General features: G+C 71.2%; 24 protein-coding genes. 20 read left to right on the top strand and 4 right to left on the bottom strand.

All coding sequences use genetic code 11. The annotated features are described in order from the left end of the window. Window positions 1-18: 18 nt before the first annotated feature. Entirely contained in the window at window positions 19-1,389 is a 1,371-nt protein-coding gene (locus ACILQ5_RS12435) for an aspartate aminotransferase family protein (RefSeq protein WP_395658321.1), read from the bottom strand. Window positions 1,390-1,493: 104 nt separating this feature from the next. On the opposite strand from ACILQ5_RS12435, the gene speB reads away from it, so the two are divergent. The 4 genes from speB to ACILQ5_RS12415 all read left to right on the top strand — a co-directional run bounded on the left by speB (window position 1,494) and on the right by ACILQ5_RS12415 (window position 6,840). Further along, the gene (gene speB / locus ACILQ5_RS12430; protein WP_395658320.1) at window positions 1,494-2,495 is read left to right on the top strand and encodes an agmatinase; all 1,002 of its coding nucleotides are present in this window, start codon (window positions 1,494-1,496) and stop codon (window positions 2,493-2,495) included. Next, window positions 2,496-4,109, top strand: coding sequence for an amidohydrolase (locus tag ACILQ5_RS12425; protein ID WP_395658319.1), 1,614 nt, complete (start codon window positions 2,496-2,498; stop codon window positions 4,107-4,109). A gap of 72 nt (window positions 4,110-4,181) precedes the next feature. Beyond that, window positions 4,182-5,615, top strand: a complete 1,434-nt coding sequence (locus ACILQ5_RS12420) for a gamma-aminobutyraldehyde dehydrogenase (RefSeq protein WP_395658318.1) — start codon at window positions 4,182-4,184, stop codon at window positions 5,613-5,615. Window position 5,616: 1 nt separating this feature from the next. Then, window positions 5,617-6,840 carry a saccharopine dehydrogenase family protein gene (locus tag ACILQ5_RS12415; protein ID WP_395658317.1) on the top strand — a complete coding sequence of 408 codons (1,224 nt, stop codon included), beginning with the start codon at window positions 5,617-5,619 and terminating at the stop codon, window positions 6,838-6,840. 116 nt (window positions 6,841-6,956) lie between these two features. On the opposite strand, the gene ACILQ5_RS12410 is transcribed toward ACILQ5_RS12415, so the two are convergent. The 3 genes from ACILQ5_RS12410 to ACILQ5_RS12400 form a co-directional block, all read right to left on the bottom strand. Then, a complete protein-coding gene (locus tag ACILQ5_RS12410; protein WP_395658316.1) occupies window positions 6,957-7,982 on the bottom strand; it encodes an NAD(P)H-binding protein in 1,026 nt (341 codons plus the stop codon). A 134-nt stretch (window positions 7,983-8,116) separates the two neighbouring features. After that, a complete protein-coding gene (locus ACILQ5_RS12405) occupies window positions 8,117-8,470 on the bottom strand; it encodes a hypothetical protein (RefSeq protein WP_395658315.1) in 354 nt (117 codons plus the stop codon). Window positions 8,471-8,472: 2 nt separating this feature from the next. Further along, window positions 8,473-9,318: an alpha/beta fold hydrolase gene (locus tag ACILQ5_RS12400; RefSeq protein ID WP_395658314.1), complete on the bottom strand. Its 846-nt coding sequence runs from the start codon at window positions 9,316-9,318 to the stop codon at window positions 8,473-8,475. Window positions 9,319-9,449: 131 nt separating this feature from the next. On the opposite strand from ACILQ5_RS12400, the gene ACILQ5_RS12395 reads away from it, so the two are divergent. The 16 genes from ACILQ5_RS12395 (at window position 9,450) to ACILQ5_RS12320 (ending at window position 22,397) form a co-directional block, all read left to right on the top strand. Continuing rightward, window positions 9,450-9,815, top strand: a complete 366-nt coding sequence (locus ACILQ5_RS12395) for a 2Fe-2S iron-sulfur cluster-binding protein (RefSeq protein WP_395658313.1) — start codon at window positions 9,450-9,452, stop codon at window positions 9,813-9,815. Window positions 9,816-9,829: 14 nt separating this feature from the next. After that, on the top strand, window positions 9,830-10,738 hold the full coding sequence (locus ACILQ5_RS12390) for a catechol 2,3-dioxygenase (protein WP_395658411.1): 909 nt from the start codon (window positions 9,830-9,832) through the stop codon (window positions 10,736-10,738). 37 nt (window positions 10,739-10,775) lie between these two features. Beyond that, a complete protein-coding gene (locus ACILQ5_RS12385; protein ID WP_395658312.1) occupies window positions 10,776-11,231 on the top strand; it encodes a heme-binding protein in 456 nt (151 codons plus the stop codon). A 13-nt stretch (window positions 11,232-11,244) separates the two neighbouring features. Beyond that, entirely contained in the window at window positions 11,245-11,676 is a 432-nt protein-coding gene (locus ACILQ5_RS12380) for a hypothetical protein (protein WP_395658311.1), read from the top strand. Between the two features lie 68 nt (window positions 11,677-11,744). Next, window positions 11,745-12,764: a hypothetical protein gene (locus ACILQ5_RS12375; protein WP_395658310.1), complete on the top strand. Its 1,020-nt coding sequence runs from the start codon at window positions 11,745-11,747 to the stop codon at window positions 12,762-12,764. A 1-nt stretch (window position 12,765) separates the two neighbouring features. Next, window positions 12,766-13,056 carry an MmoB/DmpM family protein gene (locus ACILQ5_RS12370; RefSeq protein ID WP_395658309.1) on the top strand — a complete coding sequence of 97 codons (291 nt, stop codon included), beginning with the start codon at window positions 12,766-12,768 and terminating at the stop codon, window positions 13,054-13,056. A gap of 14 nt (window positions 13,057-13,070) precedes the next feature. Next, window positions 13,071-14,606 (top strand): YHS domain-containing protein, encoded by a 1,536-nt coding sequence (locus ACILQ5_RS12365; RefSeq protein ID WP_395658308.1) that lies wholly within the window; start codon window positions 13,071-13,073, stop codon window positions 14,604-14,606. A gap of 1 nt (window position 14,607) precedes the next feature. Further along, window positions 14,608-14,970, top strand: coding sequence for a phenol hydroxylase subunit P4 (locus ACILQ5_RS12360; protein ID WP_395658307.1), 363 nt, complete (start codon window positions 14,608-14,610; stop codon window positions 14,968-14,970). 25 nt (window positions 14,971-14,995) lie between these two features. After that, a complete protein-coding gene (locus ACILQ5_RS12355) occupies window positions 14,996-16,096 on the top strand; it encodes an NADH:ubiquinone reductase (Na(+)-transporting) subunit F (protein WP_395658306.1) in 1,101 nt (366 codons plus the stop codon). After that, the gene (locus ACILQ5_RS12350) at window positions 16,093-16,938 is read left to right on the top strand and encodes an IclR family transcriptional regulator (RefSeq protein ID WP_395658305.1); all 846 of its coding nucleotides are present in this window, start codon (window positions 16,093-16,095) and stop codon (window positions 16,936-16,938) included. Before ACILQ5_RS12355 ends, ACILQ5_RS12350 begins: the two co-directional genes overlap by 4 nt. A gap of 40 nt (window positions 16,939-16,978) precedes the next feature. Beyond that, window positions 16,979-17,785 carry a 2-keto-4-pentenoate hydratase gene (locus tag ACILQ5_RS12345; RefSeq protein WP_395658304.1) on the top strand — a complete coding sequence of 269 codons (807 nt, stop codon included), beginning with the start codon at window positions 16,979-16,981 and terminating at the stop codon, window positions 17,783-17,785. Continuing rightward, the gene (locus ACILQ5_RS12340; RefSeq protein WP_395658303.1) at window positions 17,782-18,780 is read left to right on the top strand and encodes an acetaldehyde dehydrogenase (acetylating); all 999 of its coding nucleotides are present in this window, start codon (window positions 17,782-17,784) and stop codon (window positions 18,778-18,780) included. The genes ACILQ5_RS12345 and ACILQ5_RS12340 overlap by 4 nt, the downstream gene beginning before the upstream one ends. Window positions 18,781-18,783: 3 nt before the next feature. After that, entirely contained in the window at window positions 18,784-19,920 is a 1,137-nt protein-coding gene (gene dmpG, locus ACILQ5_RS12335) for a 4-hydroxy-2-oxovalerate aldolase (RefSeq protein WP_395658302.1), read from the top strand. Next, window positions 19,920-20,732, top strand: coding sequence for a 2-keto-4-pentenoate hydratase (locus tag ACILQ5_RS12330; protein WP_395658301.1), 813 nt, complete (start codon window positions 19,920-19,922; stop codon window positions 20,730-20,732). The genes dmpG and ACILQ5_RS12330 overlap by 1 nt, the downstream gene beginning before the upstream one ends. Beyond that, entirely contained in the window at window positions 20,732-20,956 is a 225-nt protein-coding gene (locus ACILQ5_RS12325) for a 4-oxalocrotonate tautomerase family protein (RefSeq protein WP_395658300.1), read from the top strand. The genes ACILQ5_RS12330 and ACILQ5_RS12325 overlap by 1 nt, the downstream gene beginning before the upstream one ends. Then, window positions 20,946-22,397, top strand: coding sequence for an aldehyde dehydrogenase (locus tag ACILQ5_RS12320; protein ID WP_395658299.1), 1,452 nt, complete (start codon window positions 20,946-20,948; stop codon window positions 22,395-22,397). The genes ACILQ5_RS12325 and ACILQ5_RS12320 overlap by 11 nt, the downstream gene beginning before the upstream one ends. Window positions 22,398-22,440 lie beyond the last annotated feature (43 nt).

The following is a 22,440-nucleotide window of genomic DNA, read 5'->3' as shown; positions in this document are numbered from 1 at the left end:
GTCGTGCGGACCGAGCGGTCAGAGCATCGCGCCGGCCTTGTCGAGGACCACGCGGAGGATCTGCTCCATCTCGTCGAAGTGCTGCTGGTCGCAGATCAGCGGGGGAGAGAGCTGGATGACCGGGTCGCCGCGGTCGTCGGCGCGGCAGTAGAGGCCCTCGGCGAACAGCTGCTTGGAGACGAAGCCGAACAGGATCCGCTCGCACTCCTCGTCGCTGAAGGTCTCGCGGGTGGCCTTGTCCTTGACCAGCTCGATCCCGTAGAAGTAGCCGTCGCCGCGGACGTCGCCGACGATCGGCAGGTCGCGCAGCCGCTCGAGGGTCGCGCGGAACGCGTCCTCGTTGTCGCGGACGTGCTCGAGGATGTTCTCCTCCTCGAAGAGGTCGAGGTTCTTCAGCGCGACCGCCGTCGAGACCGGGTGACCGCCGAAGGTGTAGCCGTGGGCGAACATCGCGCCGTCCTCGAGGAACGGCTCCATCAGCTTGTCGCTGGCGATCATCGCGCCGAGCGGGGCGTACCCGGAGGTGATGCCCTTGGCGCAGGTGAGCATGTCGGGCTCGTAGCCGTAGCGCTCGGCGCCGAACATGTGGCCCAACCGGCCGAAGGCGCAGATGACCTCGTCGGAGACCATGAGCACGTCGTACTCGTCGCAGATCTCGCGGACCCGCTGGAAGTAGCCCGGCGGGGGCGGGAAGCAGCCGCCGGCGTTCTGCACGGGCTCGAGGAAGACGGCGGCGACGGTGTCGGGGCCCTCGTTCTCGATCGCGACCGCGATCTGGTCGGCGGCCCAGCGGCCGAACGCCTCGGGGTCGTCGCCGTGCAGCGGGGCCCGGTAGATGTTGGTGTTGGGGACCCGGAACGTCGAGGGCACCAGCGGCTCGAACTGCTGCTTGAGCGGCGGCAGACCGGTGATCGACAGCGCGCCCTGGGTGGTGCCGTGGTAGGCGATCGCGCGCGAGATCGCCTTGTGCTTCATCGGCTTGCCGGTGAGCTTGAAGTAGTTCTTCGCGAGCTTCCAGGCGGTCTCGACCGACTCGCCACCGCCGCTGGAGAAGAAGACCCGGTTCAGCGAGCCCGGGGCGTACGACGCGATCCGCTCGGCGAGCATGATCGCGCTCGGGTGGGCGTAGGACCACAGCGGGTGGAAGGCCAGCTCGCGCGCCTGGGCCGCGGCGGCGTCGGCCAGCTCGGTGCGACCGTGTCCCAGCTGGGACACGAACAGCCCGGCCAGGCCGTCCAGGTAGCGCTTGCCCTGCGCGTCGTAGATGTAGGCACCCTCACCGCGGACGATGATCGGCACGTCGGCGTTGTCGTAGGACGAGTGCCGCGTGAAGTGCATCCACAGGTGGTCCTTGGCGGCGCGCTGGAGGTGGTCGTAGTCCGGGTCCATGGCCCTATGGTGCGTGGTCAGGCCGGTCCGATGCAAGTGAATCCGTCGCCGTGGCGGTTGATTTGCGCGGATTCCGAAGCAATCGACCGTGACAGGATGTCCACATGACGAGGTACGGCGCGCAGTTCGGTCCCGACATCACCTTCCTGGGCGTGGACCCGGTCGACCTGGCCGACGACGCCGCCCTGGCGGCCGCCGACGTCGTCGTGGTCGGGGCGCCGTTCGACGGCGGCACCTCGCACCGGCCCGGCACCCGGTTCGGCCCGACCGCGATCCGGCAGACCGACTACCTCCCGCAGGACGGCTCCCGGCCGCACCTCGCGCTGCGGGTCGACGCCCTCCAGGACCTGCGCGTGGTCGACGCGGGCGACGTCGAGATGCCGCCGGGCGAGATCGAGCGGGCGCTCGGCAACCTCGAGGAGGCGGTGTACGCCGTCGCCCGGTCCGGCGCGGTCCCGCTGGTGCTCGGCGGCGACCACTCGATCGCCCTGCCCGACGCCACCGGCGTCGCCCGGCACCACGGGTTCGGCCGGGTCTCGATGATCCATTTCGACGCCCACGCCGACACCGGCGACATCGAGTTCGGGTCGCTCTACGGCCACGGCCAGCCGATGCGCCGGCTGATCGAGTCGGGCGCGCTGCGCGGCGACCGGTTCCTCCAGATGGGGCTGCGCGGCTACTGGCCCGGCCCCGAGACGCTGGGCTGGATGGCCGAGCAGCGGATGCGCTCCTACGAGATGACCGAGATCGGCAAGCGCGGGCTCGAGGTCTGCCTCGACGAGGCCTTCGAGATCGCGCTGGACGAGTGCGACGCGGTCTTCCTCTCCGTCGACATCGACGTCTGCGACCCTGGCCACGCCCCCGGGACCGGGACGCCGGAGCCGGGCGGTCTCTCGAGCCGCCAGCTCCTCGACGCCGTGCGCCGCATCTGCATCGAGCTCCCGGTCGCCGGCATCGACGTGGTCGAGGTGTCCCCGCCCTACGACCACGCCGAGATCACGGCGTACCTCGCCAACCGGGTCTGCCTCGAGGCGCTCTCGGGCCTGGCGGTCCGCAAGCACGGCATCTCCCACGACCCCGCCGGCCCGCTGCTCGAGGGCCGCTGAGTGGCGACCCTCTTCACCGGCGGCGCACTCTTCGACGGGCACCGGTACGTCGGCGCGGGATCGGTCCTCGTGGACCAGGGCCGGATCGCTGCGGTCGGTGGCCCCGACGAGCTCGACCACCCGGGAGCGGAGGTCGTGGACCTCGGGGGCGGGCTGCTGCTGCCCGGGTTCACCGACGCGCACGTGCACCCCATCCAGGGCGGCCTGGAGCGGCTGCGCTGCGACCTGTCCGGCCTCGGCACCCGCGAGGAGTACCTCGCCGAGGTCGGACGGTACGCCGACGCGCACCCCGAGGCGGAGTGGATCCTCGGCGGCGGCTGGGCGATGCCGGCCTTCCCGGGCGGTACTCCGACGGCGGCGGACCTCGACGCGGTGGTCCCGGACCGCCCCGTGTTCCTCCCCAACCGTGACCACCACGGCGCCTGGGTCAACAGCCGCGCGCTGGAGATCGCCGGGGTCGACGTCCACACCCCGGACCCGCCCGACGGCCGGATCGAGCGGGACGCCGAGGGTCGGCCCAGCGGCACCCTCCACGAGGGCGCGACCGCGCTGGTCGCGCGTCACCTCCCGCGCACCACCGGCGCCGACTACTACGCGGCCCTGATGGCCGGCCAGGCCTACCTGCACTCCGTCGGCGTCACGTCCTGGCAGGACGCGATCGTCGGCTCCTACTCCGGCATGGACGACCCGGCCTCGACCTACGAGACCGCAGCGGCCAACGGCGACCTGCGCTCGTACGTCGTCGGCGCGCTGTGGTGGGAGCGGCGGCTCGGCACCGAGCAGGTCGCCGACCTCGTCGGCCGGCGCCGGGCGATGACCGGTGGCCGGTTCCGCGCCACGACGGTGAAGATCATGCAGGACGGGGTGGCCGAGAACGGCACGGCGGCGATGCTGTCGCCGTACCTCGACCGGTGTGGGCACCCGACCGACAACGACGGGCACTCCTTCCTCACCGCCGAGGCGATCCGGGACGCCGTGCAGGCGCTCGACGACGCCGGCTTCCAGGTGCACGTGCACGCGATCGGGGACCGCGGCGTCCGTGAGGCCCTGGACGCCTTCGAGGGCACCGACCCGGTGCGGCGCCACCACGTCGCCCACCTCCAGGTCGTGCACCCCGACGACGTCCCCCGGTTCGCACGCCTGGGCGTCGCGGCCAACCTGCAGATGCTCTGGGCCTGCGCGGACGACCAGATGGTGGACCTGACGATCCCGTTCCTCGGTGAGGAGCGCAGCCGCTGGCAGTACCCCTTCGGCGACCTGCACCGCGCCGGTGCCCGGTTGGTCGCCGGGAGCGACTGGCCGGTCAGCACGCCCGACCCGCTGCAGGCGATCCAGGTCGCGGTGACCCGGCGCGAGCCCGGCGGCGACCGGGAGGCGTTCCTGCCCGAGCAGGCGCTCGACCTCGAGACCGCCCTTGCGGCGTACACCTCGGGCTCGGCGTGGGCCAACGGCCGTGGCCCCGACGACGAGGCGAGCGCGGGGGTGCTGCGTCCCGGGGCGGTGGCCGACCTGGTCGTCCTCGACCGCGACCCGTTCGCCGGGGCGCCCGCGGACGTCGGATCTGCGCAGGTCACCTCGACCTGGATCGACGGAAGCCCCGTCTACACCGCCTAGAGCAACGGAATCCGTCATCAGGGGCGGGCAACCCCTACAGATTTCGTTGCCTCGTCCACTAGGCTCGCCGCCATGGCCGACCAGGTATTCAAGAACGTCATCAACGGCGAGCTCGTGGACAGCGTCTCCGGTGAGACCTACGACATCGTCGACCCGACCACCGGTGAGGTGTACGCCCAGGCCCCGAGGTCGGGCGCCGAGGACGTCGACCACGCGTACGCCGCGGCCGCCGCGGCGTTCGAGTCGTGGGGGAGCACCACCCCCAAGGAGCGCTCCGAGGCGCTGCTGAAGATCGCGTCGGCGATCGAGGACCGGGTCGACGAGATCAACGCCGTCGAGTGCAAGGACACGGGCAAGCCGCTCGGCCTGACGATGAGCGAGGAGATGCCCTACGCCTCGGACCACTTCCGGTTCTTCGCGGGTGCCGCGCGCATCCTCGAGGGCCGCTCGGCCGGCGAGTACATGGCCGACCACACCTCCTGGATCCGCCGCGAGCCGGTGGGCGTCGTCGGCCAGGTGACGCCGTGGAACTACCCGCTGCTGATGATGATCTGGAAGATCGCCCCGGCGCTGGCCGGCGGCAACACGATCGTCCTCAAGCCGAGCGACACCACCCCGGCCAGCTCGACCCTGCTGGCCGAGCTCGCCCAGGAGTTCCTCCCGCCGGGCGTCCTCAACGTCGTCACGGGTGACCGCGACACCGGGCGCGCGCTCGTCGCGCACCCGACGCCGCAGATGGTCGCCATCACCGGCTCGGTGCGCGCCGGCATGGAGGTCGCCGAGTCGGCCTCCCACGACCTCAAGCGGGTCCACCTCGAGCTCGGCGGCAAGGCGCCGGTCATCGTCTTCGACGACGCCGACATCGCCGCCGCCGCCGAGGGCATCGCCGGCGCCGGCCTCTTCAACGCCGGCCAGGACTGCACCGCCGCGACCCGGGTGCTCGCGGGCCCCGGCATCCACGACGAGTTCGTGGCCGCGCTGACCGAGGCCGCGAAGGGGATGCCGACCGGCATGCCCGACGACGAGGCGACGTACTACGGGCCGCTCAACAACCAGAACCAGTTCGACCGCGTCTCCGGCATGGTCGACCGGCTGCCCGACCACGCCGACCTGCGGACCGGCGGCGCCCGCAAGGGCGAGCGCGGCTACTTCTACGAGCCCACGGTGGTCTCGGGCCTGAAGCAGGACGACGAGCAGATCCAGAACGAGATCTTCGGCCCGGTCATGACCGTGCAGAAGTTCACCGACGAGGCCGAGGCGCTGCGGTGGGCCAACGGCGTGGAGTACGGCCTCTCCTCGAGCGTCTGGACCAAGGACCACGCCCGCGCCATGCGGATGTCCCGCGGCCTCGACTTCGGCGTCGTCTGGATCAACACCCACATCCCGTTCATCAGCGAGATGCCGCACGGTGGCTTCAAGCACTCCGGCTACGGCAAGGACCTCTCGATGTACGGCCTCGAGGACTACACCCGCATCAAGCACGTCATGAGCTACATCGGTGAGTGACATGAAGATCCTGCTCGTCGGCGCCGGCGGTGTCGGCGCCGCCTTCGCGGCCATCGCGGCCCGCCGTGACTTCTTCGACACGATCGTGGTCGCCGACTACGACCTCGGGAGGGCCGAGAAGGCGGCGAGCGCCGACGCGCGGTACGTCGCCGCGCAGGTCGACGCCTCGTCGGCGGACGCCGTCGCGGCGCTGTGCCGCGAGCACGGCGTCACGCACGTGATGAACGCGGTCGACCCGGTCTTCAACATGTCGATCTTCGACGGCGCGTTCGCGGCCGGCGCCGACTACCTCGACATGGCGATGTCCCTGTCGAAGCCGCATCCCGAGGCGCCGTACGAGAAGACCGGGGTGAAGCTCGGCGACGAGCAGTTCGCCGTCGCCTCGGACTGGGAGTCGGCCGGTCGCCTCGCCCTGGTCGGGATCGGCGTCGAGCCCGGCCTGTCCGACGTGTTCGCGCGGTACGCCGCCGACCACCTCTTCAGCGAGATCGACGAGCTCGGCACCCGCGACGGCGCCAACCTCGTCGTCACCGACGACGAGGGCAACGAGATCTTCGCGCCGTCGTTCTCGATGTGGACCACCATCGAGGAGTGCCTCAACCCGCCGGACATCTGGGCCGGCGACGGGACCGGGCAGGGGGACTGGCACACCACGCCGCCGTTCTCGGAGCCCGAGGTCTTCGACTTCCCCGAGGGCATCGGCCCGGTCGAGTGCGTCAACGTGGAGCACGAGGAGGTGCTCCTCATGCCGCGGTGGGTGAACTGCAAGCGCGCGACCTTCAAGTACGGGCTCGGCGACGAGTTCATCAACATCCTCAAGGTGCTGCACACCCTCGGCCTGGACAGCACCGAGAAGGTGCGGGTGAAGGGCGTCGAGGTGAGCCCCCGCGACGTGGTCGCGGCGGTGCTGCCCGACCCGGCGACCGTCGGTCCGCGGATGAAGGGCAAGACCTGCGCGGGTCTCTGGGTGACGGGCAAGGGCAAGGACGGCGCCGACCGCTCGACGTACCTCTACCACGTGGTCGACAACGAGTGGACGATGCGCGAGTACGGCCACCAGTGCGTGGTGTGGCAGACCGCGATCAACCCGGTCGTGGCGCTCGAGCTGCTCGCCCGTGGCACCTGGTCCGGCGCCGGCGTCCTCGGCCCGGAGGCCTTCGACGCGGTCCCGTTCCTCGAGCTGCTCACCGAGTACGGCAGCCCCTGGGGGATGAAGGAGCTCTGACCGTCGGATCGGACGTGTTCCGGCGCCGGTGGTCGGTTGATGTGCCGGTTCACCTGGGTCCCATGGTGAACCGCCATCGACACCGCCAACCGCCACCGCCACCGACCCCGCGCCCCTCAGACGCCCGGCACGACCTCCTTGACCGCGTCGACGACCTTGGCGAGCGCCGGCCGGTCGTCGCCGCCACTGGCCCAGGCCGGGTCGTGCGGCAACGGTCCCATCGGGTCGGCGTCCTCGGGCCCGGTCGTCGCCGGTGCCAGGGAGCGGCGGATCGCCTCGTCGAGCCCCACCAGACGGTGCTCCTCGGGGAGGAGCGCCGTCCAGTCGTCGTCGGCCGCGACCATGTCGTGACGGAGGCTCTCGACCAGCGCCGCGACGGTCTGGCTCGGCACGTCGGTGAGGCTGCCGACCAGCGTCCCCACGAGGGCCGTCGGCAGCAGAGGGACGTCGACCTGGGGGCGCGCCAGTCCCGCGATCGAGGTGTAGGTGTCGAGCAGCGCGCCATAGCGCAGCTCGTCGGGTCCACCGACGTCGAAGTGGCGCGACGGTCCGGCGTGGTCGAGCGCGCCGGCCAGTGCCTCGAGCGCGTCGACGACCGCGATCGGCTGGACCAGGGAGTCCATCCAGGTCGGGATGGTGTGCACCGGGAGCCGCTCGCTGACCTGCCGGATGATCTCGAACGACGTGGACCCGCTCCCCAGGAGCACGGCTGCGCGCAGCACGACGACCGTGGGGGCGGCATCACCCAGGATCCGCTCGACCTCGCGGCGGGACCTGATGTGCTCCGAGAGGTCGTCGTCTGCGACGTCCGGCACGAGTCCGGAGAGGTACACGATCCGGCTCACGCCGTGGGCCCGCACACCCCGTGCGAAGTTGGTGGCCGCCTCGCGATCGGTCCGCGCGAAGTCGTCCCCGCCCATCCCGTGGATCAGGTAGTAGACCGCGTCGACGCCCTCGCAGGCGGCGGCGACCTGGTCGGCATCGAGCGCGTCCATGACGACGGTCTCCACGCGGTCGCCCCACCACGGCTGCTCACGATCGGGGTCGGTCGTGGTCGTGCGCACCTGGTGGCCGCGGTCCAGCAGCAGCGGCACCAGACGACTTCCGACGTAGCCGGTCGCGCCGGTGACCAGGATCCTCAACTCGTCCTCTTCCCACGGGTACGGCGGTGCCCGGTCAGGTCGCGGCACGGTGCAGCGGCTCGGACCAGGCAGTGGCAGGTACCCACCGGAGGTCGGCTCGATGCAGCGTGCCGCGGTCCGCGGGGCGTGCCGTCTCAGCGCACCCGGGTGACCACCGTGTGCACGCCGTCGGCGCAGAGCGCGAGGGCGGTGTGCAGGGCGACCCGGCGACGCTCGGGACCGTGGGCGGAGGCGAAGAGCGCGGAGCAGGTGCACTGCTGCGCGCCGTCGAGGTCCAGCCGCAGCGCGAGCGGACGCAGTCCCTCCTCGCGGAGGTCGGCGGCGGCCGCCGTGTCGGGGGAGCAGGCGACGCTGAGCAGGGTGTGCGCCCGGCCCGGGTCCTCGACGTCGAGGTCGCAGTGGTCGTGGTGCTGCTCGAGACCGCGCACGACGCCGTAGCCGGCGACGGCTCCGGTGACGAGCGGACGGTCGGTGGCGATGGTCGTCATGGTCACTCCTGGGTGAGGAAGTCGAGCAGCAGGCGGTTGAAGGTGGAGGCGTGCTCGATCTGGCTCCAGTGGCCGCACCGGCCGAACACGTGGAGCTGGGCGCGCGGGACGAGCTCGAGCAGGCGCAGCGAGGTGGCGAGCGGGATCACCCGGTCCTCGCGGCCGTGCACGAGCAACGTCTCGTGCGGCAGCGCCGCGATCGCCTCGTCGGGGGTCACCATGGCGTCGACCCAGCGCTGGCGCGGCGCCGGGAACATCGACCCGAACGCCTCCTGGAAGCCGGGCTGGATGCTGGCGCGGTAGCGGACCTCGGCGAGCTCGTCGTCGACGAGGTCGCGCGACCAGGCGAAGAAGTCGAGGACCTGGCGCATCGCCGCGGGTGAGGGCTCGTAGCCCCAGACGGTGTCGAGCCCCTCGGTGATCGGGAAGGGCACCCCGACGCTGCCCATCAGCACCAGGCGGTCCACCCGGTCGGGGTGCCGCGTCGCGACGTCGAGGGCGATCGCGCCGCCGAAGCTGTTGCCGACGATGCTGGCGCGCTCGAGGCCCAACGCGTCGAGGAACCCGAGCAGCTGGTCGGCCCAGGTCCGCAGCTCGTACCGGACCCCGGCGGGGCGCGCGGTGAAGCCGAACCCGACCATGTCGGGCGCGAGCACCCGCAGCCGCTCGGACAGCGCCGGCATCGTCAGCCGCCAGTTCGCGTACGCCGACACGCCCGGTCCCGACCCGTGCACGAGGACGACCGGGCGGCCGGTGCCGGCCTCGAGGTAGTTGGTCGTGATGCCGCGCGCCTCGACCGAGGCACCCACCTCGGGGCGGGCCTGCGACGGAGCGTCGACGGTCGACATGTCGGTCATCGTGCGCGCCGCGGGTGTCGATGGTCCCGCGCTGTTCCTCTGTGAGGAACGACACTCGCCGGGGTGTGACGGCCGTCGCACGCTGTCCGCGACAGCTTGGTTACACGAGGAGAGGGCGGCGGATGGCGATCGTGACCGTGGACCCGACCGGCGAGGAGATCTACCTCCCGGCGGGCCAGACGGTCCTCGGTGGTCTCTACGCCGCGGGCTTCGCCTACACGATCGGTTGCCGCCGCGGCGGCTGCGGGGTGTGCAAGGTGGACCTGCTCGAGGGCGGGGTCACCTACGACCACCCGGTCGCCGACGACGTGCTCACCCGCGAGGAGCGGCAGGACGGCGTCTGCCTCACCTGCCGTGCGGTCCCGGACAGCGACATCACGGTCCGGTTCCGCTCGGGATCCCTCCGACTCGTCCAGCCACTGCTGCGCTCCCTCAACGAAAAGTCCCGGCTGCAAGCCGCAGCCTCGGCGCCTCAACCCAAGGAGTGAGATCAGTGGGGATCATGCGGATGGGCTACGCCCACGTCCGGGTCACCGACCTGGCGGAGGCCAAGGACCACTACGCCAACACGATGGGTCTGTACCAGACCCTCGAGCAGGACGGGCGGGTCTACTACAAGGGCTGGGACGAGTGGGACCACCACTCGGTCGTCCTGGAGGAAGGCGGCGTCGGGGTCGTCAAGTTCGGCTTCAAGGTCGAGTACGAGGCCGACCTGGACGCGATCGAGAAGAAGGCGCAGCAGTTCGGCCTCACGGTCGAGCGTATGAGCGCCGGCGAGAACCCCGAGGTCAGCGACGGGATCCGCTTCACGACGCCGTCCGAGCACGTGCTCGAGGTCTACCACGGCCAGACCGTGATCGGCACCGAGGTCGGCACGCACAACCCGGACGCGTTCCCCCGCCACCTAGTCGGCGTCGGGGTGCCCGCGCTGGACCACGCGCTGATCCTCGCCGAGGACGTGCGGCTCATGGAGAACATGTTCCGTGAGGTCTTCGACTACTTCCCGACCGAGCGCGTGCAGACCGACCTCGAGGACGACAACGCGCACTTCATCGCGAGCTGGATGACCAGCAACAACCAGATCCACCAGATCGCGGTGCTCGAGGGCGAGCAGAGCAAGCTGCACCACTTCGCCTTCAAGCTGCAGGACTGGTCGGAGGTCGGACGCGCGGCGGACATCATGACGATGGACGACGTCCCGATCGACATCGGGCCCACGCGGCACGGCATCACCCGCGGCCAGACGATCTACTTCTTCGACCCGTCGGGCAACCGCAACGAGGTCTTCGCGGGCGGCTACCCGGCCTACCGCGACCGCCCGATCAACAAGTGGACGCCCGACCAGATCGCGAAGGGCATCTTCTACCACGCACGTGAGCTGAACGAGCGGTTCACCAGCGTCTACACGTGATCCGTCCCTGACGCCCGCCTGCCGAGGAGCCACCGCCGTGTCGAGCCCGCCCAGCACCACCAGCCTCCGGCGCACGTTGACGTACGCCGGGGCGCGCGCGGTGCTCGACGCCGCGGTGGCGCGGGCGGCGCGGATCGGCGTACCGGTCAACGTGTGCGTCGCCGACACCAGCGGCGACGTGCTCGCGACGGCCCGCATGGACGGCGCGGCGCTGCTGTCCTACCCGATCGCGGTGGACAAGGCGTACACGGTCGCCGCCTTCCAGGGGCTGCCCACCCACGCGTGGTTCGACCTGATCAAGGACAAGCCCGCGCTCCGCGAGGGCATCGTCCACCGTGACCGCCTCGTCGTGTTCGGCGGCGGCGTCCCCGTCCGGATCGGTGACGAGGTCGTCGGCGCGGTCGGGGTGTCCGGCGGCAGCGCCGAGCAGGACCGCGAGATCGCCGAGGCCGGCGCGGCCGCGGTGGCCCCCGCCGTCTCGGCGGGGGACTGAGAGGAGAACCGAGATGACCCCCTTCATGATGCGTGTCGCCGAGCTGGTCGGCGCCGAGGGCGAGCCGGACCTGACGCCGATGCCGCAGACCCGGATCAGCCGCCGCATCGCCACCAGCACGGGCGCGGACCGCCAGGTCGCGATCCGCTCGCTGGCCGAGCAGCTGGTCTGCGAGGCCAACGCCGTCCTGTCCGCCAGCGACGACCACCTCACGCTCAGCGACGAGACCCTGCCCCACGAGCTGGCCTTCTCGGTCGGCTACCGCGGCCGGGCCGCCCGCGTGTCCACGACGTTCGAGGACGGCACCGCCTACGGCCGTCTGGTCGGCGACGGCTTCGAGTCCGAGCTCCCGGTGGAGCTCGAGAGCGCGGACGCCCTCCCCGACCTCCTCGTCCGGCTCCTCGTCGAGTCGGGCCTGCCGCACCACCCGGTCCCGGTCCTCTGACCCGGCCGTCCGTCTCGGTCCGCAAGTCCTGCTCACCGGCAGTGCCAATCGAAAGGAGGGGGTGACCCGTGCAGTTCGAGCTCCGGACGCAGGTCATCGAGCCTCAACGCAAGACCTTCCAGCACCTCGTCGACCGGTACGGCGACCGGCCCGCCTCGCGCTACGAGGAGGGCACGATCGACCTCCAGGCGACGGCCAACTACCACTTCCGGCCGCTCTGGGGCCCGGACCTGGACATCTACAGCCCGGACTACTCGGTGCTGAAGCTGACCGACCCCTACTCCTACGTCGACCCGCGCGGCTTCTACTACGCGCCGTACGTGACCTCGCGCGCCGACCTGCACGAGTCGTTCGCCGCGACCCTGGGCTACCTGGAGAAGCGCGGTCTCTTCGAGCGGCTGCCCGAGGCGTGGCGCTCGCTGTTCGCCGAGGTCGTGCTGCCGGTTCGCCACTACGAGGCCGCGGCCCAGATGGTCAGCAGCCATGCCGCCCGGTTCGGGTGGGGCACCACGATCACCCAGTGCGCGGCGTACGCCGCCTTCGACCGGATCGGCAACGCGCAGCTGCTCTCCCGGGCCGGGATCTCGTTCGGTGGCGGCACGGCCGACACGCTGGCCGCCGCCAAGGAGCGCTGGCTGCAGGACGCCGCCCTCCAGCCGTTGCGCCGGCTCACGGAGGAGACCCTCGTGGAGCGGGACTGGGGCTTGGGGATGGTGCGCCTCGACGTCACCGACCGGGTCCTCTACAGCCTGCTGTACACCCACCTCGACGACGCGGCCATCACCGCGGGCGCCGGCTCCTACAGCCTCGTCTCGCAGCACCTCTCGGGCTGGTTCACCGACCAGCGCCGCTGGTTCGACGCCCTCGACAAGGCGTGGGTGGCCGACCCCGAGCACGGTGCCGACAACCTCGCGACGCTCCGCCGGACCGTCGACGACGCCCTGGCCGCCGCCGACGCCGCGCTCCGCCCGCTCGCGGCCGAGGCGGACACCCTGGTCGCGGCCGGGTGCACCGAGGCCCTCGCCGCGGCCGTCACGGCTACGCGGGCGCACCTCGCCGGTCTCGGCATCACCACGGAGGAGAACTGACATGACCGTCGACGCAGCAAGCCGCCCCGTGGGTGTCGACATCCAGGAGAGCGAGCAGAACCGCGCGGTGATCGAGGCCATCGAGGCCGACAACGCCGACGCGACCGTGAACCACATGCCGGGCATGGTGCGCGTCACCGCCCCGGGTCGCCTCGTCATCCGACGGGAGGGGGTCGAGGAGCGTCTCGGCCGCGAGTGGGAGACCCACGAGTTCCAGCTCGCGATCATCAGCTACTTCGGCCACATCAAGGAATGGGATGACGACGAGATCGTCATCGCCTGGGACCACTGAGAAGGAGACTGGCGATGACACTCACGCCCGACAAGGCCCGCAAGCTCAGCATGAAGGAGCGCTACTCCGCGCTCACCCGTGACCTCGACTGGGACCCGTCCTACGTCCCCGAGGAGGAGCTGTTCCCCTACACCACCTTCGAGGGGATCAAGATCCACGACTGGAGCAAGTGGGAGGACCCGTTCCGGCTCACCGTCGACTCCTACACCAAGTACCAGGCCGAGAAGGACCGGCGGCTGTACGCCGTCCTGGACGGGTTCGCCCAGAGCCAGGGTCACCTCGGGCTGACCGACGCGTCGTACCTGAACGCGATGAAGCTCTTCCTCCAGGGCGTCAGCCCGCTGGAGTACCAGGCGCACCGGAACTTCGCGTACCTGAGCCGGCACCTCAACGGGCCCGGCCCGCGGTTCGCCTCGCTGTGCCAGAGCCTGGACGAGATCCGCCACGCCCAGACCGAGATCCACACGCTGAGCAACTACAACAAGTACTACTCGGGGTTCCACTCCTACCTGCACATGCACGACCGGGTCTGGTACCTCTCCGTGCCGAAGTCGTTCTTCGACGACGCCCTCTCGGCCGGGCCGTTCGAGTTCCTGATTGCGATCGGCTTCTCGTTCGAGTACCTGCTCACGAACCTGCTGTTCGTGCCGTTCATGTCCGGCGCGTCGTTCAACGGCGACCTGCCGACGATGACCTTCGGCTTCTCGGCGCAGTCCGACGAGTCGCGGCACATGACGCTCGGCCTGGAGGCCATCAAGTTCCTGCTCGAGCAGGACCCCGACAATGTGCCGATCGTCCAGCACTGGATCGACAAGTGGTTCTGGCGGGGCTACCGGGTGACCGCGCTGGTCGCGCAGATGCTCGACTACATGCTGCCGCGCAAGGTGATGAGCTGGAAGGAGGCCTTCGAGCTCTACTTCGAGCAGCAGATGCTCGGCGGCCTGTTCCAGGACCTCGCCTACTACGGCATCAAGCCGCCCCGCGACGTCGAGAAGGCGATCCAGGAGAAGGAGCACCTCTCGCACCAGGCGTACTGGATCCTCTACCAGTTCAGCCACGCTGCGGCGTTCACGACCTCGATCCCGAGCGACGAGACCCTCGACTGGCTCGAGCAGCAGTACCCCGACACGTTCCCGACGTACCGGGCCCTGTGGGACAAGGAGAAGAAGAACGTAGCCAACGGCGGCCGGCACTTCGTCCGTGGCCTGCCGCAGCTGTGCCAGGTCTGCCAGATCCCGATGGGCTTCACGGAGGCGGACTCGCCGTTCACGATCTGCCAGCGGTCGGTCGTCTTCGAGGGGGAGCGCTACAACTTCTGCTCGGACGGCTGCCAGAACATCTTCGAGCACGAGCCGGTGAAGTTCCGTCAGGCCTGGCTGCCCGTGCACCAGATCTACCAGGGCAACTGCGGCGGCGCCGACCTCGGCGACGTCATGCAGTGGTACGGGATGCAACCCGGTGACGGGGGCGAGTACCTCGGGTCGCCGGACCACCAGAACTGGCTGCGCTGGCACGACCAGGCCGACCACTCCGAGCTGGGGGAGGACTGACATGAGCGGCTTCAACAAGGTGATCGAGCGGCCGGAGATCCGCAGCATCGGGACCTACGACTTCCCGTCCCGGTCGGCGCAGGCGCTCTACGGCGACGACCAGCTGGTCCACGTCTGGTACGACGGCAACCCGTGGTTCGTCGCGGCCGCCTGCTTCCGGGCGCCCAGGGCGATGGCCTTCGGCGACTTCTGGTCGGCGCTGCTCGTGCCCTACCACGAGGAGGACCCGGACTGGCAGGCGTCGTGGACGCCCGCGGACTTCGACTGGGGTCTCGATGACGCGCCGTGGACGCCCGCCGAGGGAGCCAGCCTCGAGTCGCTCGGGGTCGGCCACAAGTCCGTCATCCGCATGGTCAAGAAGTAGGAGCGTCGGGAGGGGTGCAGCAGCCATGACGTCGTACACGGTCACCGTCGAGCCGCTCGGTCGTGAGGTCGAGTGCGCCGAGGACCAGACGATCCTCGACGCCTGCCTGCGCAACGGGGTCTGGCTGCCGCACTCCTGCACCCACGGCACGTGCGCCACCTGCAAGGCCGAGGTGCTCGACGGCGACGTCGACCACGGCGCCTCGAGCGCGTTCGCGCTGATGGACTTCGAGCGCGACGAGGGCAAGGTGCTGCCCTGCTGCGCCACGCCGAGGTCCGACGTGGTCATCGAGGCGGACATCGACGTCGACGAGTCGGTCGAGGTCTTCCCGGTGGAGGACTACACGGGCACCGTCGTCGAGCTGTCCGACATCGCGGAGCAGACCCGCCGGCTGGTGGTCGAGCTCGACCGCGAGATCCGCTTCAACGCCGGTCAGTACCTGAAGTTCACGGTGCCCGCTGCCGACGGCAAGCCGTCGGTCGACCGGACCTGGTCGATCGGCTCACCCCCCGGCGAGCGGCTCCGCCTCGAGTTCCACGTCCGGCTGGTGCCGGGTGGGCGCGGGACCGAGGACTGGGTCTTCGGCTCGCTCGTGGTCGGCGACCGGGTGGCCGTGTCCGGTCCGTACGGCCGGTTCGTCCTGCACACCGGCGACGACCGCCATGCCGTCCTGGTCGGGGGTGGCACCGGCACCGCGCCCCTGAAGTCGATGGTCCTGCACGCCCTCGAGGCCGGTGCGTACGGCGGCCCGTTGACGCTCTACGCGGGCGGCCGGACCCGGGCCTGGCTCTACGACGTCGACGTGTTCCGCCGGCTGGCCAAGGAGCACCCGGACCGGTTCACCTACCGGCCGTGCCTCTCGGAGGAGACCGAGGCCGAGGTCGCCGCGAGCGGTGACGACCCGTCGGCCTACGCCTACGGGACGGTCACCGACGTCCTGGCCGCCGACCACGAGAGCCTGACCGGCTGCGCAGGCTACCTGTGCGGGCCGCCGGCCATGGTGGAGGCGGCCCTGCGGACGATGATGGGCAAGCGCCTGTTCCCGCGCGACATCTACCGCGAGGACTTCTTCAACGAGGCCGACAAGGCCGCGGGTGGCGTGAAGTCGCCGCTGATCAAGCGATGAGCACCGTGACCCAGCCCCGATCGTCCCGCCGGGTCGGCCGGGAGGGTGCGGACGACAACACCGTCTCGTCGGTCCCCAAGGGCCTGCGCGGCGAGAGTGACCGGACCGCCGGCGGCCTGCGCTCGGTCGGGACCGCCCTCGACGTCCTCGAGTGCTTCGCGATCGACGGCTCGCTCGGTGTCTCCGACGTCGCCCGGCGGCTCGGCATCGGGAAGGCGACCGCCCACCGGCTGCTCCAGACCCTGGTCACCCGGGGCTTCGTCGAGCAGGACCGCGGGACCGGCAAGTACCGGCTCGGCATGCACCTCTACGAGCTCGGGCACCTCGCCCAGGCCCGCAACACCTTCCGGCACGCCGCGCTGCCCCATCTCCAGGCGATCGCCACGGGCACCGGGTACACGGTCAACCTCGGTGTGCCCGACGGGGCCGACCTGGTGTTCGTCGAGCGGATCGAGACAGGGGAGGGCGGTGAGGTGCTCGGCCACGTCGGCCGGCGGCTCCCGCTGCACTGCACCAGCTCGGGCAAGGTGATCGCCGCCTTCAACCCCGCGGTCGACCAGGCGCGGCGCACGGCCGGCTTCCCGCCGTACGCGCGCCGCACGATCCGCACCGAGACCGCCTGGAGCCGGGCCCTGTCCGACGTACGACGGCAGGGGTTCGCCGTGTCGCACGGCGAGTCGTTCGACGGCATGACGTCCATCGCGCTCCCCGTGATGCAGCGGAAGGTGGCCGTGGCCAGCATCTCCGCGTTCGGCCCCACCGACCAGATCGCTGCCGACCTCGACCGGCTCCGGGTCCTGCTCGCGACCGCGTCGCGGCGGATCGCCGCCGAGCTCCCCTGAGACCGGCAACCCGAGACCAGGCAACCGAAGGAAGGCACCCGTGACATCCCAGGACACCCGCGACCGCGCGGCCAAGCTCCTCCTCGACGCCTACGCCAGCGGCACGCCCGTCGCGCCGCTGGTCTCGATCTTCGACGGACTCACGATCGAGGACGCCTACGAGGTCCAGCTGGCGCAGGTCGAGTCGATGGTGCAGGCGGGCCGCACCGTCAAGGGGATGAAGGTCGGGCTCACCAGCGCTGCGATGCAGAACCTGCTCGGCGTGCGCCAGCCCGACTTCGGGCACCTGCTCGACGACTTCTTCTTCCTCGAGCACGAGCCGATCCCACTCGCCGGCCGGTTCCTGCAGCCCCGCGTCGAGCCCGAGGTCGCCTTCGTCCTCAAGCGGCCGCTCCGCGGTCCCGGTGTGACCGTCCACGAGGCCGTCGCGGCCGTCGACTTCGTGCTCCCGGCGCTGGAGATCGTCGACTCGCGGATCGCGGACTGGAAGATCTCGATCGTCGACACCGTCGCCGACAACGCCTCCAGCGGGGGACTGGTCCTCGGCAGCACGCCGACCCCGTTGCACGAGGTCGACCTCCGGCTCGGCGGCTGCGTCTTCCGTCGCAACGGCGAGGTCGTCGGCACCGGCGCGGGTGGCGCCGTGCTCGGGTCGCCGATCAGCTCCCTGGTCTGGCTCGCCAACACCGTCGGTGCGCTCGGCACCGCTCTGGAGGCGGGCTGGGTCGTCCTGCCCGGCGCGATCACCGCGATGCAGCCCGTCGCACCGGGTGACACCTTCACCGCCACCTTCTCGGGGCTGAGCAGCGTCACCGCACGCTTCGCAGGAGAGGAGACCGCGTCATGAGCACCGCCCCCCGGCGTACCCCGGGCATGGTCGGGGCCGCCATCGTCGGCCCCGGCAACATCGGCAGCGACCTGATGTTCAAGCTGATCCGGCGCAGCGAGATCATCGAGCCGCGCTGGATGGTGGGCGTCGACCCGACCTCCGACGGGCTCGCCCGGGCCGCGCGGCTCGGGCTCGAGGCGAGCGCCGACGGCGTGGACTGGCTGCTGGCACAGGACGAGCTGCCGGACATCGTCTTCGAGTGCACCTCGGCCAAGGCGCACGAGGCCAACGCGCCGCGGTACGCCGAGGCCGGCATCCTCGCCGTCGACCTCACCCCGGCCGCTATCGGCCCCTACCTGTGCCCGCCGGTCAACCTCGAGTTCAACCTCGACGCGCTCAACGTCAACATGATCACCTGCGGCGGCCAGGCCACGATCCCGATGGTCAAGGCGGTCAGCTCGGTCGTCGACGTCCCGTACGCCGAGATCGTCGCGTCCGTCTCGTCCCGCTCCGCCGGGCCGGGCACCCGGGCCAACATCGACGAGTTCACCGAGACGACCGCCGACGCCGTGTCGAAGGTCGGCGGCGCGGCGGCCGGGCGGGCGATCATCATCCTCAACCCGGTCGAGCCGCCGCTGATGATGCGCAACTCGGTCTTCTGCTCCATCCCCGCCGAGGCGGCCGAGCCGGGAGAGCTGCAGGACCGCGTCCTGGAGTCGATCCACGCGATGGAGGCGACCGTGCAGGAGTACGTCCCCGGCTACCACCTGCGTGCCGCGCCGCAGTTCGACCACGCGCGCGACACGTGGAAGGGGATGGCCCGGGTCTTCGTGCCGATCGAGGTGCGCGGTCGCGGCGACTACCTGCCCGACTACGCGGGCAACCTCGACATCATCACCGCCGCGGCCGCCCGCGTCGGCGACCTGATGATGGCGCACCGGCTCGGGGTCGACCCGACCTGGAAGTCCTCCGCAGCGCTGGGCGAGCACGCCGACGAGAAGGCAGGTGTCTGAGCCATGGGCGACATGACGATCACCCCCGACCAGGTCCCGACGGTCACCGAGGAGCTCTCCGAGAGCGAGGTGCGCGCCCTGACGCCGGACGGCGGGGGCCCGGCCGACCTGCGGATCACCGACTCGACCCTGCGCGACGGCTCGCACGCGATGAGCCACCAGTTCACCGAGGAGCAGGTCCGCGGCGTGGTCAACGCGCTCGACGCGGCCGGCGTCCAGGTGATCGAGGTCAGCCACGGCGACGGCCTCGGCGGCTCGACGTTCAACTACGGCTTCTCGCTCGTCGACGAGTTCCAGCTCATCCGGGCCGCGGTCGACGAGGCGACACAGGCGAAGATCGCGATCCTGATGCTGCCCGGCCTCGGCACGGTGCACCACCTGCAGAAGGCGCACGACTGCGGTGCCTCGGTGGCCCGCATCGCGACCCACTGCACCGAGGCCGACGTCTCGATCCAGCACTTCGGCGAGGCCCGCCGGCTGGGCATGGAGACCGTCGGGTTCCTGATGCTCAGCCACCGGGCCAGCCCCGAGAAGCTCGCCGAGCAGGCCCGGATCATGGTCGACGCCGGCGCCCAGTGCGTGTACGTCGTCGACTCGGCCGGCGCGCTCGTCCTCAGCGACGCCCAGGAGCGGATCGCCGCGGTCATCGGCGAGGTCGGCGAGCAGGCGCAGGTGGGCTTCCACGGCCACCAGAACCTCAGCCTCGGCATCGCCAACTCCGTGCTCGCCTACCAGGCGGGCGCCCGCCAGATCGACGGCGCGCTGTGCGCCCTCGGGGCCGGGGCGGGCAACTCGCCGACCGAGGTGCTGGCGGCGACCTTCGAGCGGCTCGGGATCCGGACCGGGGTGGACCTGGGCGGCGTGCTCAGCGCCGCCGAGGACGTCGTGCGCCCGTTCATCCCGCGGTTGCCGTGGATGGACCGCGCCTCGATCACGCAGGGGTACGCCGGGGTGTACTCCAGCTTCCTGCTGCACGCCGAGCGGGCGGCCGAGCGGTACGACGTGCCGGCGCACGCGATCCTGCAGCGGGTCGGTGAGGCCGGCTACGTCGGCGGCCAGGAGGACATGATCATCGACATCGCCCTCCAGCTCGCCGAGGAGCGCGACCTCGGTGACCTCGCCGCGGTGGGGGTGCGCTGATGACCGGCACCGGGACGACCTGGACCGAGGAGAGCGTCGCGGACGAGCTGCTCGCCTGCGAGGCGGAGCGGCGCGACCGGCCACCCTTCACGGACGAGTGGGACGGCCTCGACGTCGAGACGGGCTACCGCATCCAGGACCGCAACCTGCAGCGCCGGCTCGACCGCGGCGAGCGGCTGATCGGGGTGAAGCTCGGTCTCACCAGCCGCGCCAAGCAGCAGCGGATGGGTGTCCACCTCCCGTTCGTCGCGTGGCTGACCGACGCGATGCTGCTGCCGGCCGGCCTGCCGGTGCCGCAGGAGAAGCTGATCCACCCGCGGATCGAGCCCGAGATCGTGTTCGAGATGGGCTCGCGCCTGGCGGGGCCCGGCGTCGGGCCGGTGGAGGCGATGGCGGCCGTCTCGCGGGTGTACGGCGGGGCGGAGGTCATCGACAGCCGCTACGCCGACTTCCGGTTCCGGGCCGGAGACGTCGTCGCCGACAACGCGTCGTCCGGCGCGTTCGTGACGGGCAGCATCGGGCGGCCGCCCGAGAGCCTCGACCTCGCCCTCGAGGGCGTGCTTGTCGAGGTCGACGGAGCGGTCGTGGACTCCGCCACCGGCGCGGCCGTCCTCGGCCACCCGGCCGAGGCCCTCGCCCTGGCGGCCAACGACCTCGCCACGCGCGGGCACGCGATCGAGGCGGGCTGGATCGTGCTCACCGGCGGGATGACCGACGCGGTGCTCGCGCCGCCGGGCTCCTCGGTCGCCTGCCACTTCACCCACCTCGGGTCGGTCCACCTGAACGGTGGCCCGCCGGCCGGGAGCGCCTGATGCCGCTCATCGAGGTGACCCTGGTCGAGGGGCGCAGCCCCGAGCAGCTGCGCGCCTTCATCTCCGCGCTCACCGCCGCGGCCGTCGACGCGATCGACGCGCCCCAGGACTCCGTGCGCGTCGTGCTCCGCGAGGTGCCGGCGACGCACTTCGCGGCCGGCGACGTCACCATCGCCGAGCGCTCCACACCCGTGCAGGAAGAGGAGGACAGCCATGTCCGCTGAGCAGCATCCGTTCTTCGGCCACGTCATCGACAACGTCGAGGTCGAGTCTCTCGACGGGGCGCGCTTCGACACCGTGAACCCGTGGACCCGGGAGACGTGGGCCGAGGTCGCCGAGGGGAGCGCCGCCGACGCCGACCGCGCGGTCGCCGCCGCGCGCCGCGCCTTCGACGAGGGCCCCTGGCCCCGGCTCGGGCGGCACGAGCGCGCGGCCCTGATCCACCGGCTCGCCGACCTGATGGAGCGCGACGCCGAGGTGCTCGCGGCGCTCGACACCTCCGACATGGGCAAGCCGAGCACGCAGGCTCTCCACGACGTCGCCCGCTCCGTCCTCAACTTCCGGTTCTTCGCCGACCACCAGCGCGACAGCACGGCCGAGGTGATGCCGATGGACACCGGCCACCACACCTACGTGGAGTACGGCCCGGCCGGCGTCGTCGTCGCCATCTCGCCATGGAACTTCCCGCTGATGATGGCGACGTGGAAGATCGCGCCCGCGATCGCCTGGGGCAACACGGTCGTCATCAAGCCCGCGGAGGACACCCCGACGTCGGTGGTGCACCTGGCGCGGCTCGCGGTCGAGGCCGGGTTCCCGCCCGGCGTCCTCAACGTGCTCAACGGGTACGGCGTCCCGGCGGGCTCGTCGCTGACCGAGGACCCGCGCGTCGACCGGGTGACCTTCACCGGCGAGTCGGGCACCGGCAAGGTCGTGATGCAGGCGGCCGCGTCGCACCTCGCCCCGGTCTCCCTCGAGCTCGGCGGCAAGGGGGCCAACATCGTCTTCGACGACGCGGACCTCGACAACGCCGTCCACTGGGCGGTCGAGGCGATCTTCCGCAACGCCGGACAGGTCTGCCTGGCCGGGTCGCGGCTGTTCGTCCAGGACGGGCTCTACGACGAGTTCCTCGACCGGTTCCGGGCCGCCGCGGAGGCGCTGCGGTTCGGCGACCCGACCGACCCGGCCACCCAGTTCTCCTGCCTGGCCAGCGAGGAGCACTTCCGGAAGGTCAAGGGCTACGTCGACACCGTCGCGGAGGAGGGCGGCAAGGTCCTCACGGGCGGGGTGGCGGAGGACGGGAGCTGGGTGGTGCGTCCGACGATCGTGGTCGACCTGCCCCTGGAGGCGTCGCAGTACTGCCAGGAGATCTTCGGCCCCGTCGTGGTGGTCAACAAGTTCCACAGCGAGGACGAGGTCGTCGGGCTGGCGAACGACACCCGCTACGGGCTGAACGCGATGGTCTTCACCGAGAACCTCTCGCGTGCCCACCGGGTCTCCTCCCGCCTGCGGGCCGGCACGGTGTGGGTGAACTGCTTCTTCATCCGCGACCTGCGCACGCCGTTCGGCGGGGTGGGCGACTCGGGCGTCGGCCGGGAGGGTGGCACCTTCAGCCGGGAGTTCTTCACCGAGCCGAAGGCCGTCGTGATGCAGATCGACCGCGGCTGAGCGCGGGCGAGGAGGGGCCGTTCGTCCCTGTCGGTGCGGTCGG

The sequence above is a fragment of the Nocardioides sp. genome (assembly GCF_044226305.1).
Taxonomy (GTDB): Bacteria; Actinomycetota; Actinomycetes; order Propionibacteriales; family Nocardioidaceae; genus Nocardioides.
This window is presented reverse-complemented; position numbering and strand designations above follow the sequence as displayed.